Consider the following 12,512-nt stretch of genomic DNA (forward strand, 5'->3'; position numbering starts at 1 on the left):
TTCTCGGAGGCGATCATTTCCAGGGTGTCGCGTTGGCGTGCCAGTTCGGCGTTCACCGCCGCGGACACCTCGGGGTCCAGTTCGCCCAGTGCCTGGTCGGTGACCGGGCCTCGGGGTGCAGTGAGAGTCACGAGGACTTCCTTCCTATGTTGCTTAATAAGCAACGAAGTTCGTGATGCACAACACGATTTCGACCACACTGGAGGCTACCGATGGGTCTGTCAATAGCTGGCGGAGAAGTCTGCGCGACTTGATCGCCAATTAATCGCTTGTTGATATATCAGCGACGGCGCAAGGCGATCGGCCGAAAGGCCGCCGCCCCGCGGTCAGCGGCTCAGGTAGGCCATCCGGTCGGCCAGGTCCCGCGCGCCCCGGCGCAGCTCCTCCACGACCTCGGGGATCCGCTTCTTCGACAGGCGGTACGCCGGGCCGGCCGCGCTGATCGCCGCGACCGCGTCGTCGCCCGGGCCGACCACCGGAACGGCGATCGCGTGCAGGCCCGGTTCCAGCTCCTCGAAGCAGGTGGCGTAGCCGTCCTCGGCGGTCTTCTTGAGGACCTCGCGCAACTCCTCCGCGTCCGTGATGGTGCGCGGGGTGTAGGACACGAGCTCTCCCGCGAGCAGTTCGTCCAGCTCCTCGGGGGAGGCCAGGGCCAGCAGCGCCTTGCCGCTGGCCGTGGCGTGCGACGGCGTGCGCTGGCCGATCCAGTTCTGCGCGGCCACGGCCGAGGAGCCCCGCGCCTGGCTGACGTTGATGGTGTCCGTCGCGTCCAGGACCGCGACGTTGACCGTCTCGCCGAGGCGCTCCGCCAGTTCCTCGCAGACCGGGTTGCCGATCTGGACGATGTCGAGCTGGCCGGCGACGGCGCCGGTGAACCGCATCATGCCCATGCCGAGGCTGAACCGGCCGCGCTCTCCGTGCTGTTCCACGAGCCGTCGCGCCTTGAGCGTGTGCACCAGCCGCGACGCGGTGGACTTGTGCACGCCCAGCTCGGCGGCGATCTCGGTGATCCCCGCCTCGGTGCGGGCGAGGAGTTCCAGGATGGTGATGGCCCGGTCCACCGACTGGACGGGGGCGGGCTCGCGTTCTGTGCTGTGTTGCGAGTTGCTCATGGTGCAACCGTAACCGATTGACGCAACAAATCGAAAAATCCGGCGCTGCACTCCTTGACGCCGCATCCCCGTGCTGCCCATCATAATGTTGCGTATAAAACAAGTTGTTCCGCGTAGCGCAACAGAGGTCGTGATGATTCCAGTATGTGCCGTCGCAGACCTGCCCGACGGTGAAGCGGTCCGTATCCCCGGCGACGTCCCGATCGCGGTCTTCAACGCCGGGGGCGAGATCTACGCCATCGACGACACCTGCAGCCACCAGGACGCCTCCCTCTCCGAGGGATGGCTCGAAGGGTGCTTCGTCGAGTGCCCGCTCCACGCCGCGAGCTTCGACCTGCGCACGGGCATGCCCACCGGCGCCCCGGCCAAGAAGCCGGTCCGGACCCACGAAGTCACCATCCAGGACGGCGTGATCCACGTGGTCCCGCAGAACCAGGAGGCAGTCGTATGAGAACCGTTGCCGTCGTCGGGGCCTCGCTCGCGGGACTGCGTGCCGTCGAGGAACTCAGGACACAGGGTTTCGACGGCCGGATCGCCGTCATTGGCGAGGAGCCCCACCAGCCCTACGACCGGCCGCCGCTGTCGAAGGCCTATCTCACGGGCACGTGCCCGGCGGAGGGCCTGCGGCTGGCCGACGCGGCCGACCTGGACGGGCTGGGCGCGGAATGGCACCTGGGGGTCCGGGCCGACTCCCTCGACCCCGGTACGCGGTCGGTGCGGCTGTCCGACGGGACGGAGATCGTCGCCGACGGCGTCGTCATCGCCACCGGCGGCCGGGCCCGCCCGCTCCCCGCCGCGGAGGGCCTGGCGGGGGTGCACACCCTGCGCACGCTCGACGACGCGGCGGCCCTGCGCGCCGACCTGGACGAGAGCTCGGCGGGCGTGGTCGTCATCGGGGCCGGCTGGATCGGCGCCGAGGTCGCCTCGACCTGCCGCACCCTCGGACTGCCCGTGACCGTCGTCGAGGCCGCACCGACCCCCCTCGCGCGCGTCCTCGGCCCGACCATGGGCGCCCACTGCGCGGCCCTGCACACCGACCACGGAGCCGACCTGCGCACCGGCGTGGGCGTGGCGTCCCTGACCTCGACCGGCTTCGGCCCCTGGAAGCGCGTCAGCGGCGTGGTCCTCGACGACGGCACTCACCTGCCCGCCGACGTGGTCGTGGCCGGTATCGGCATGCTCCCCAACACCGAGTGGCTCGCCGGGTCCGGTCTCCCGCTCGACAACGGCGTGCTCTGCGACGCCGGATGCGTCACCGCGTTCCCCTCCGTCGTGGCGGTGGGAGACGTGGCCCGCTACCAGGGCCCCGACGGGCCGGTGCGGCACGAACACTGGTCCAACGCCTCCGAACAGCCCGCCACCGCCGTGCGCAACCTCCTGGCGGGCACCACGATCCAGGAGTACCGGCCGTCCGGCTACTTCTGGTCCGACCAGTACGGGACCCGCCTCCAGGTCGCCGGGCACCCCGCGGACGCCGACGAGGTCGCCGTCGTCGACGGCTCGCCGAGCGACCGCCGGTTCGTCGCGGAGTACCGCCGGGAGGGGGCCGCGGTGGGCGTGCTCGCGATGAACAACCCCAAGCAGTTCGGCCGCCTGCGCCGCCTGCTGCCGTCCCGCGTGGTCCCGGCCTGACCGACCGCGCCGCGCCCGGGGCGCGGCGCCCACCGAGGAGGTGCCCCAGAGCCCCGGCCCGCACGGTGCCGGGGCGTTCCGCGTCTCCGAGCGGCGTCAGGCGCTCAACCGGCGCAGGTGCGTCAGGGCGGCCTCGGTGACGGGGCGCTCCACGCCGAGCTCGTCCAGGTAGGCCGCCGCCGCCTCCATCTCGTGTACGCGTCGCCCGGCATGCTCCCGGGTGCCCCGCACGAGCCGGTCCACCAGGTCCGGGCCGTTCCCGCCCAGCTCGGCGGCGATCTGGTCGCGGATCTCCTCCTCGGCCCCGGCCGCGCTCGCCGCGTCGAGCGATTCGATGACGAGCGCCGCCAGTCCCTTCATGAACACGCTGCGCAGCAGCTTGCGCGCCGCGGCGTCACCCGGCTCCTGGGAGACCGCGCGCACGGGTGTGCCCAGGGGCGAGAGCGCCTCGGCGAAGGCCCCGGCTCCGCTGCCGGCGGCCAGGAGCGGCGTGCGGCTGCCCGCCCGCGGGACGGGGGCCATGACCGCCACATCGGCGAAGCGCACCCGCGCGTCGGCGGCCAGCGCGCCGATCGCGCCCTTCTCACCCGGGGAGAGGGTGTTCAGGTCCGCGTAGACGGCCGACGCGTCCAGCAGCGGCAGGACCTTCGCGGCGACCTCCTCCGCCGCGGACGGGCCGACGAGGCTGATGACGACGTCCGCGCCGGCGAGCGCGTCGGCCGGCTCCGAACGCTGCTCGATCGGCGTGTCGGACAACGTGACGAAGGGGTCGTACCCCCGGACCAGGGCGCCGGCCCGCGCCAGCCCCTCGCCGATGAGTCGCCCGGCCTCGCCCAGGCCGATCATGGTGATGACGGTCATCGCGCCCTCCGTAGCGAGTGCCACCCTGATGTGAACAACATTGTTTACAATAATGCACACCAAGATGAGCGAGAGGAAGACCATGACCCAGGAGGCAGTGGGCCGGGACACGAGCCGTGGCGCCAGCGACGCCGAGCGTGTGACGTCACGGCTTCGACAGGCCATCGTCGCCGGCGAGTTCGCGCCCAAGCAGCGGCTCGTGGAGACGGACCTCATCGAGATGTTCGACGCCAGCCGGGGCGCGGTGCGCGCGGCCCTGGCGACCCTCGCCGTGGAGGGCCTGGTGGAGCGGGTCCGCAACCGCGGTGCCCGGGTGCGGGCCGTGGACCTGGACGAGGCGCTGGAGATCGTGGAGGTGCGCGCCGCCCTGGAGTCGCTGTGCGCGGCGCGCGCGGCCGAACGCGTCGACGAGGGCGGTGTGGCGCGGCTGCGTGCCATCGGCGAGGTGATGAGAGCGGCGGTGGACGCGGGCGACGGAGAGGCGTACGCGCAGGCCAACCGGGATCTGCACCAGGAGGTGATGGACATCAGCGGCGCGAAGGTGGCGCCCGACGTCGTCAAGCGCCTGCGCGCCCAGAACGTCAGGTACCGCATCCGGCTGGCCATGCAGCCGCACCGACCCACCACGTCGCTGCCCGAACACCTGGAGATCGTGGAGGCGGTCTGCGCGAAGGACCCCGAGCGTGCCGCGGAGGCCATGCGGGCGCACCTGAACAGCGTGTACGAGGCCACGCGGGACTACTTCGCCAAGAAGGGGTGAGCCGGCGGCGCCCGCGTCCGGCCGCCGGGCGGCGCGGGTGACGTGCGCCGCACATGGATGTGACCTGGGTATTGACTGTCGTCACCAAGATCGTTAACAATGTTGCTCACCAGCTTGTTAGCAAAGGGGCGGCATTGACACACCAGGTACCCAGCGCACACGCCCGCGAACTCGTCCGGGGCGCCTACGACATCCACGTCCACATCGCTCCCGATGTGATGAAGCGCAGGGTGAGCGACCTCGAACTCGCCCCGCGCTTCCACCGGCACGGCATGGCGGGCTTCGTGCTCAAGTCCCACTACACGCCCACGACCGAACGCGCCGAGGTCGTCCGTGGCGTCCACCCGGACGTCGACGTGCTCGGCGCCATCACCCTCAACGCCTCCGTGGGCGGGCTCAACCCCGTCGCGGTCGAGATCGCCGCACGCGGCGGCGCCCAGTTCGTCTGGCTGCCGACCGTGGACAGCGACAACCAGCGCAGCTGCCTGGAGGAGACCCCCGAGGGCGCCACGCCGCCCATGTGGGCGCAGATCCAGCAGGAGCTGCGGGACGCGGGCATCGCCAGCCCCGCCGTCGACGTGCTCGACGGGGACGGGCGGGTGACGGCCGAGACCCGCCAGGTCATCGACGTCATCGCCAGGCACGACATGACCCTGGCCACCGGGCACCTGCACGGAGACGAGTCCGCGAAGGTCGTCGCGCTCGCACGCGAGCGCGGCGTCCGGCGGATCGTGGTCACCCACCCCGAGTTCACCTCGCAGCGCATCCCCGCGGAGAACCAGAGGTCGCTCGCCGCGCACGGCGCCTACCTGGAGCGCTGCCTGACCACCCCGCTGACCGGCAAGGTCTCCTGGCAGGTGTGGTTGGACAACATCCGGGCGACGGGCCCCGCGGCCTCCGTCATCAGCTCCGACCTGGGGCAGCCCTTCAACCCACCGGTGGAGGACGGACTCGCGCTGGCCGCCGACATCCTCCTCGACCACGGCTTCACCGATGAGGAGGTGCGCCTGATGGTGGTGCACAATTCGCGCTGGCTCGCGGGAGCGGACCCGCTGCCCGAGGCGCCGCAGGCCCACCACGACGCACGGGCGGCCACCCCATGAGCATCGTCCTGGAAGTCGAACACCTCACCAAGGAGTTCCAGCGCGACGACGTCGCCACCGTGGCCCTGCGCGACTTCAACCTCAGCATCGAAGAGGGCACCTTCGTCACCATCCTGGGCCGGTCCGGCTGTGGCAAGTCCACCATGCTCAACCTGCTCTCCGGGCTCTCCAAGCCGACCTCGGGGCGGGTGCTGCACCGGGGCAGCCCGCACAGCGGTCCCACCCCCGACATCGGCTACCTCACCCAGACCGACACGCTCATGCCCTGGCGCAGCGTCCAGCGCAACGTCGAGATGCCCATGGAGATCGCCGGGACCGACAAGGCCGAGCGCGGGGCCAGGGCCCGCGAGCTCATCGCCACGGTCGGTCTGGCCGAGTTCGCCGACAGCTACCCGCGCGAGCTCTCCGGCGGTATGCGGCGCCGCGCCAGCCTGGCGCGCATGCTCGCCAACGGCGCGGAGACCATCCTGATGGACGAGCCCTTCGGCGCCCTGGACGCGCAGCTGCGCGCCGAACTCCAGCGCGAACTGGCGCGACTGTGGAAGGCCACCGGGCACACCATCGTCTTCGTCACCCACGACATCGAGGAGGCCCTGATGCTCGGCGACCGCGTCGTCGTCCTGGGCCCGCTGGGCACCATTCTGCTCGACCAGCAGGTCGACCTCGACCGACCGCGCGAACCCGACGAGACCAAGGTGCGGCCGCGGTTCGTGGAACTGCACGCCACCCTGGCCTCCGCGCTGAAGAAAGGAGCGCGGTGATGACGACCGAGTCGTCCGCGGACACCGACGCGCCCACCGGCCTGAGCACGAGCGGCCCCGTCAAGGAGGCCCGCCGCCGCAGCTGGTGGTACCGCAACCGCCGCACCACCATCGTGTGGAGCCTGCGGGCGGGCGTGGTGCTGGTCTTCCTCCTGCTCTGGCAGATCGCCGGCAACACGGCCGCCAACCCCATGTTCGTCTCCGACCCGGTCAGCGTGTGGGAGCAGCTGAGCGCCTGGATCGTGGACGGCACCCTGGGGAGGCACACCTGGATCACCATCCAGGAAGTGGTCCTCGGCTACGTCATCGGCGCCGCCGCCGGTGCCCTCGCCGGATACGCGCTCGCCTCGATCCGCCTCGTCTACGACGTGTTCGAGCCGCTGATGATGGCGCTGTACTCGATTCCGAAGGTGGCGCTCGCCCCACTGTTCATCGTGTGGTTCGGCATCGGCATCGACATGAAGGTCATCCTGGCGGCCGTCAGCGTGTTCTTCCTGGTCTTCCTCAACACCGCCGCCGGCGTCCGCGACGTCGACCGCGGCCTCGTCGACGCCGTCCGGCTCATGGGCGGGTCGAACAGGGACATCGCGATCAAGGTGGTGCTGCCGGCCTCCATGACCGGGCTCATCACGGGCCTGAAGGTCTCCATTCCCTACGCGCTCATCGGCGCGGTGATCGGTGAACTCGTCGCCTCCAACCGCGGCCTGGGCTACCTCATCAACGACTCCGCCGCGCAGTTCAACACCGCGGGCGTGTTCGCCGCGGTCGTGGTGCTGACCGCAGTGGCGATGGTCCTCAACACCCTCGTGGGCGTTCTGGCCTCCCGCGCCAACCGCTGGAAGCCACTCGACTAGGCGCCTTCCACGGACCCGGCGCCCCGGTGCCGCGGCGGCCCGGCGTTCCGGTGCCCTGTCCCGGAGCGCGTCGGCCCGCAGCGCCGTGCCCGGCGTCCCGGGGGCCCCGTGCGGTTCATCCCCCAAGGCCGTGGGCTCTCCACGGCCCCTCACCCAAACCGAAAGTCACGCCATGAAACTCAGCACGCACATCAGGACGGCGGTCGCGATCGCGACGACCGCGGGCCTCCTCGCCGCCACCGGCTGCGCCGGCGACACCGCCGACTCCGAGCCAGGCGTCCTCAACGTGGGGCAGATCAGCGACTCCGTCGCGTTCTTCCCGCTCTACGTCGCCGAGGAGGAGGGCTACTTCACCGAGGAGGGCGTCGAACTCGGCGAGCGGCCCCGGCTCGGCACCGGCGCCAAGCTCGCGGCGGCCCTGACCTCCGGCTCCATCGACGTCGGCGCGGGAGTCCTCACGGACGCGTTCAACCTGGCGGAGAGCAACCCGGAAACGCAGGTGACCGGCTCGCTCGTCACCGACTACTACGTGGACATCGTGACGTCCTCGGACTTCGACGGGCCCGCGGCGGACGCCTCCCTGGAGGAGAAGGTCCGCGCCCTGGAGGGAAGGAACATTGGGATCACCGGGCCCGGATCCGGCACCGAGGCGCTGGTCGTCTACCTGTTCGAGCAGGTGGGCCTGGACGCCAGGACCGACGCCACACTCGTCAACCTGGGCGCCGTCCCCTCGTCGGCCATCGGCGCCCTGTCCGAGGGGCAGGTGGACGCCCTCGCCTTCTTCCAGCCGACCGGCCAGATGGCCGAGGCGGAAGGGGTCGGCGACATCTACATCTCGCCCCAGCGCGGCGACGTCCCCGACCTGTCCGGCTCCCTGCACGGCGCGCTGTTCAGCACCTCCGGGGTGATCGAGGAGAAGGGCGAGGAGGTCGAGGCCTTCAACCGGGCCATCGACCGGGCGCTGGAGTTCATCCAGAGCGACCCGGAGGCCGGCGCGGAGCTGCTGTCGACCTACCTCGAGGGCACCGACCCCGAGGCGGTGGAGGCGCTCAACGAGATCCTCCCGCAGGAGTTCGCCTCCTCGTCCCAGGTGTCGCGGGACGCCTTCGGTACCGCGGTGGACTTCCACCTGGAGTCCCAGCTGATCGACGAGGCACCCGACTACGAGTCACTCGTCTGGTCCCACGTCCAGGAGTAGACCGCGCATGACGGCACGAAGACGAGGACGACGATGACACCGTCACAGACACCACCGGGGACACGTGCGCGAGTCCGTGGACACCAGCTGGCGATCCCCTCAGTCCTGATGCGGGGCGGGACCTCCCGCGGGCCGTTCTTCGCCCGTGCGGACCTGCCTGACGACGACGGGACGCTCGCCCGAGTGCTCACCGCGGCGCTCGGTTCGCCCCACCCGCTGCAGATCGACGGGCTGGGCGGGGGACACCCGCTCACGTCCAAGGCGGGCATCGTCGGCCCGAGCACCGAGTCCGGCGCCGATCTCGACTTCCGCTTCGCCCAGCTGCGACCCGACGACGACTCGGTGGACATGGACGCCAACTGCGGCAACCTGCTCGCCGCGGTCGTGCCCTTCGCCGTCGAGACCGGGATGATCGTGCCCACCGCGGACACCACGACCGTGCGGGTGCGCACCCTCAACACGGGGGCGGTCGCGGAGATCTCCGTGCGCACACCCGGGGGCGGCGGCGCGCGCAGCGTCGACTACGCGGGGGAGACCCGCATCGACGGCGCCCCCGGTACCTCCTCGCCGGTGACGATCGGGTTCCTCGACACCGCCGGATCCATCGCCGGGTCCCTGCTGCCGACGGGCCGGCCGCGCGACACGGTCGAGGTCACCGGCACGGGGCCGGTGGAAGTCACCTGCATCGACAACGGCCAGCCCCTCGTCATCGTCGCCGCCACCGCGCTCGGCGCCACCGGGCGGGAGAGCCCCGCCGAACTCACCGCGGACCCCGCCCTGCGCTCCCGGGTCGAGGCGCTGCGGCTGGCCTGCGGAACGCTCATGGGTCTGGGCGACGTCACGGACCGCAACTACCCGAAGATGACGCTGATCTCGCCCCCGCGGCACGGGGGCACGGTGGCCACGCGCAGCTTCATCCCCCGCGTGGCCCACGAGTCGATCGGCGTCCTGGCCGCCGTCACCGCCGCCACCGCCTGCGTACTGCCGGGAACGGTCGCGCACGCGATGGCGGCCCCGACGGCCACCGGGCAGGCCGAGGCCACGCTCTCCATCGAGCACCCGAGCGGGGCCTTCGACGTCCGGCTCGGCTGGGAACCCGGCGACCCAGCCCGTATCACCCGTTCCGCGCTCGTACGCACCGCACGAGCGCTCATGGCCGGCGACCTCTATGTCCCCCTGGGCCTCTGGAACCCGTCAACGAAGGAAACGAACCGATGATCATCGACTGCCACGGGCACTTCACCACCGCGCCCGACGCTCTCGGCCAGTGGCGCCAGGCCCAGATCGCCGCGCTCGACGGCGGGCCCGAGCCCGACGAGCCGCGCATCGGCGACGACGAGTTGCGCGAGGCGATCGAGGGCAACCAGCTCTCCCTCATGGACCAGCGCGGAATCGACCTGACCGTGTTCTCGCCCCGGGCGTCCTTCATGGCCCACCACATCGGTGACGAGGCCACCTCCGTCCGCTGGGCCCGGATCTGCAACGACCTCGTCGCCCGCGTGACGGAACTCTTCCCGGAGCGCTTCGCCCCCGCCGCGATGCTTCCGCAGTCCCCGGGCGCCGACCCGGCCGGCTGCCTGCCCGAACTGCGGCGCGCCGTCGAGGAACTCGGCGCCGTGGCGATCAACCTCAACCCGGACCCCTCCGGAGGGCTGTGGGACTCGCCCCCGCTGACCGACCGCTCGTGGTATCCCATCTACGAGGCGATGTGCGAGTACGACATCCCCGCGATGGTGCACGTCTCCACCAGCGTCAACCCCGCCTTCCACACCACCGGCTCGCACTACCTCAACGCCGACACCACGGCGTTCATGCAGCTGGTCCAGGGCGACCTCTTCGCCGACTTCCCGGACCTGCGGCTCGTCATCCCCCACGGAGGCGGGGCCGCGCCCTACCACTGGGGGCGCTTCCGCGGACTGGCGATGGCCCTCGGCAGGCCCGAACTGGAGAAGCACGTGCTCGGCAACGTGTTCTTCGATACCTGCGTGTACCACCAGCCGGGCATCGACCTGCTGCTCGACGTCGTCCCGCACGAGAACATCCTCTTCGCCTCGGAGATGATCGGCGCCGTCCGCGACATCGACCCGTGTTCGGGCCACCACTTCGACGACACCGGCCGCTACCTGCGGCGCGCGGACCTGACCGACACCGCGCGCGATGCCATCACCGAGGGCAACGCCCGCCGCGTCTACCCGCGGCTCGACGCGCGGCTGAGGAGTCAGGGCCGATGAGGGCCGGTCCGTACCCGTCCACCCACGCACGAGGAGAGTCATGACCGAGCTCGGAGTCGTCCACCGTTCCATCGAGCGCGCCGCGCCGGAGGCCGTCGAGGAGCTGTCCCGCTTCGGCGTCGCCACCGTGCACGAGGCACAGGGGCGCACCGGCCTGCTGCGGCCCTACATCCGTCCGGTCTATCCGCGGGCCAGCCTGTGCGGGACCGCGGTCACCGTCCTGCTCCAGCCCGGCGACAACTGGATGCTGCACGTGGTCGCCGAACAGATCCGTCCGGGCGACGTCGTCGTGGCCGGCTGCACGACGGAGTCCGAGGACGGGTTCTTCGGCGAGCTCCTGGCGACCTCGTTCAGGGCCCGGGGCGCCGTGGGCCTGATCATCGACGGCGGCTGCCGCGACGCCGCCGAGCTCGGCGAGATGGACTTCCCGGTCTTCAGCCGCGCCATCAACGCCAAGGGCACGGTGAAGGCGACACTGGGCTCGGTCAACGTGCCGGTCACCGTGGCCAACGCCCTGGTCCACCCGGGCGACGTCGTCGTCGCCGACGCCGACGGCGTGGTCGTGGTGCCCCGCGACACCGCCCCGCGGGTCGCCGAGGCCGCGCGGCTCCGCGAGGAGAACGAGCACGGCAAGCGCGCCCGGTTCCAGAACGGCGAGCTGGGCCTGGACGTCTACGGCATGCGCGAGAAGCTGACCTCGGCCGGCCTGCGCTACCTGGACTGATCGGCCCGCACATCGTGGGCGGGCACCGCCGGGGTGGGGCCGACGCCGCCGGCTCCACCCCCGGGACGATCCCCGTCTCGGCGACGGCCGGCTACAGGGGCCCGCCGCGCGGGTAGGCAGGCGGTGGGACGGCCGGGGCGGCCGGAGGCGGCCGAGTGGTCGGGTCGGCCGGTCGACGGGCGGACCGGACCCGGGGCGCGGTCGTCCCACGATGGCCGTGGCGGGCGCGGACCGCCGCCACGTACTGTGGCAGCCCAGAGGAACCGGGCAGGCCGCCCGCCCCTCACGCCGCACGACTGGAGAGGTGCCCATGTCCCGCATGACGCCCGAGGCGGACGGACCGGGCCCGGCCGTGGCCAACACCGAACAGGACGAGGCGTGGAACGGCGACGACGGCCGCCACTGGGCGGAGCACAGCGACCGCTTCGACGCGATGCTCGCCCGGTTCACCCCGATCCTGCTGGAAGCGGCGGGGGCCGCGCCAGGACAGCGGGTGCTCGACATCGGCTGCGGCGCGGGGGCGACGACGTGCGAGGCGGCCCGGGCCGCCTCGGGCGGTGAGGCCTGGGGCGTCGACCTCTCGGGGCCCCTGCTGGACCGGGCGCGGCAGCGCGCCGAACGGCAGGGACTCGACAACGTGCGCTTCGAGCGCGCCGACGCCCAGGTCCACCCCTTCCCCGAAGCGTCCTTCGACGCCGCGATGAGCCGGTTCGGCATCATGTTCTTAGCCGACCCGGCCGCGGCCTTCGCCAACATCGCCCGTGCCGTGGCTCCCGGGGGTCGGCTGGCCTTCCTGTGCTGGCAGCGGCCGCACGACATCGAGTGGACCGTCACGCTGCGCTCGGTCCTGGCGCGCTTCGTCGACCTGCCGGAGATGGACATGGACGGCCCCGGGCCCTACTCGCTCGCCGAGCCGCGGCGGTCCCGGGACCTGTTGGAGGCGAACGGTTTCGACGGGGTCGTGGTCGAGTCCGTCCGGGAACCCGTCAGCCTGGGCGGTGACATGGACGAGGCGATGGACTTCGTGGCGCGGATGGGGCCGGTGCGCGCGCTGCTGTCCAAGGCCGACCCCGCGACCAGGACGCAGGCCCTCGACGCCCTGCGTGACGCCCTGGCCGTCCACCTCACCGACGACGGCGTGCGCGTGGGATCGGCCGCCTGGCTGGTCACCGCGCGCCGGGACTGAACTCCGGCCGTCCGGGCGGCCAGGACCCGCCGCCTTCCATGGAGCCCTCATCGAACCTGGTGCGGCGCGTTCTTCCCCTGGGCTCCTTCG

13 protein-coding genes are annotated in these 12,512 nt (G+C 71.7%); 11 read left to right on the top strand and 2 right to left on the bottom strand.

Annotated features, from left to right (window positions below; translation table 11 throughout):
- Window positions 1–326: 326 nt before the first annotated feature.
- Complete coding sequence (locus ADL05_RS12285) at window positions 327–1,112, bottom strand: IclR family transcriptional regulator (RefSeq protein ID WP_053617061.1); 786 nt, start codon at window positions 1,110–1,112, stop codon at window positions 327–329.
- 133 nt (window positions 1,113–1,245) lie between these two features.
- Between ADL05_RS12285 and ADL05_RS12290 the strand changes: the two genes are divergently transcribed.
- Window positions 1,246–1,563 (top strand): bifunctional 3-phenylpropionate/cinnamic acid dioxygenase ferredoxin subunit, encoded by a 318-nt coding sequence (locus ADL05_RS12290; RefSeq protein ID WP_053617062.1) that lies wholly within the window; start codon window positions 1,246–1,248, stop codon window positions 1,561–1,563.
- Window positions 1,560–2,744, top strand: a complete 1,185-nt coding sequence (locus ADL05_RS12295; protein WP_053617063.1) for an NAD(P)/FAD-dependent oxidoreductase — start codon at window positions 1,560–1,562, stop codon at window positions 2,742–2,744. The genes ADL05_RS12290 and ADL05_RS12295 overlap by 4 nt, the downstream gene beginning before the upstream one ends.
- 96 nt (window positions 2,745–2,840) lie before the next feature.
- On the opposite strand, the gene ADL05_RS12300 is transcribed toward ADL05_RS12295, so the two are convergent.
- Complete coding sequence (locus ADL05_RS12300) at window positions 2,841–3,605, bottom strand: NAD(P)-dependent oxidoreductase (RefSeq protein ID WP_053617064.1); 765 nt, start codon at window positions 3,603–3,605, stop codon at window positions 2,841–2,843.
- 64 nt (window positions 3,606–3,669) lie between these two features.
- Between ADL05_RS12300 and ADL05_RS12305 the strand changes: the two genes are divergently transcribed.
- The 9 genes from ADL05_RS12305 (at window position 3,670) to ADL05_RS12345 (ending at window position 12,422) form a co-directional block, all read left to right on the top strand.
- Window positions 3,670–4,365, top strand: a complete 696-nt coding sequence (locus tag ADL05_RS12305) for a GntR family transcriptional regulator (RefSeq protein WP_231640715.1) — start codon at window positions 3,670–3,672, stop codon at window positions 4,363–4,365.
- Between the two features lie 134 nt (window positions 4,366–4,499).
- Window positions 4,500–5,468: a DUF6282 family protein gene (locus tag ADL05_RS12310; RefSeq protein WP_053617065.1), complete on the top strand. Its 969-nt coding sequence runs from the start codon at window positions 4,500–4,502 to the stop codon at window positions 5,466–5,468.
- Window positions 5,465–6,229 carry an ABC transporter ATP-binding protein gene (locus ADL05_RS12315; RefSeq protein ID WP_053617066.1) on the top strand — a complete coding sequence of 255 codons (765 nt, stop codon included), beginning with the start codon at window positions 5,465–5,467 and terminating at the stop codon, window positions 6,227–6,229. Before ADL05_RS12310 ends, ADL05_RS12315 begins: the two co-directional genes overlap by 4 nt.
- On the top strand, window positions 6,229–7,083 hold the full coding sequence (locus tag ADL05_RS12320; protein WP_082376340.1) for an ABC transporter permease: 855 nt from the start codon (window positions 6,229–6,231) through the stop codon (window positions 7,081–7,083). The genes ADL05_RS12315 and ADL05_RS12320 overlap by 1 nt, the downstream gene beginning before the upstream one ends.
- 172 nt (window positions 7,084–7,255) lie before the next feature.
- The gene (locus ADL05_RS12325; protein ID WP_082376342.1) at window positions 7,256–8,281 is read left to right on the top strand and encodes an ABC transporter substrate-binding protein; all 1,026 of its coding nucleotides are present in this window, start codon (window positions 7,256–7,258) and stop codon (window positions 8,279–8,281) included.
- Window positions 8,282–8,314: 33 nt separating this feature from the next.
- Window positions 8,315–9,499, top strand: coding sequence for a 4-oxalomesaconate tautomerase (locus ADL05_RS12330; protein WP_053617067.1), 1,185 nt, complete (start codon window positions 8,315–8,317; stop codon window positions 9,497–9,499).
- Complete coding sequence (locus ADL05_RS12335; protein ID WP_053617068.1) at window positions 9,496–10,512, top strand: amidohydrolase family protein; 1,017 nt, start codon at window positions 9,496–9,498, stop codon at window positions 10,510–10,512. The genes ADL05_RS12330 and ADL05_RS12335 overlap by 4 nt, the downstream gene beginning before the upstream one ends.
- A gap of 40 nt (window positions 10,513–10,552) precedes the next feature.
- Window positions 10,553–11,236, top strand: coding sequence for a 4-carboxy-4-hydroxy-2-oxoadipate aldolase/oxaloacetate decarboxylase (ligK, locus tag ADL05_RS12340; protein WP_053617069.1), 684 nt, complete (start codon window positions 10,553–10,555; stop codon window positions 11,234–11,236).
- A 310-nt stretch (window positions 11,237–11,546) separates the two neighbouring features.
- The gene (locus ADL05_RS12345; RefSeq protein ID WP_197285774.1) at window positions 11,547–12,422 is read left to right on the top strand and encodes a class I SAM-dependent methyltransferase; all 876 of its coding nucleotides are present in this window, start codon (window positions 11,547–11,549) and stop codon (window positions 12,420–12,422) included.
- Window positions 12,423–12,512 lie beyond the last annotated feature (90 nt).

The organism is Nocardiopsis sp. NRRL B-16309 (assembly GCF_001279585.1).
In the GTDB taxonomy this organism is placed as follows: Bacteria; Actinomycetota; Actinomycetes; order Streptosporangiales; family Streptosporangiaceae; genus Nocardiopsis.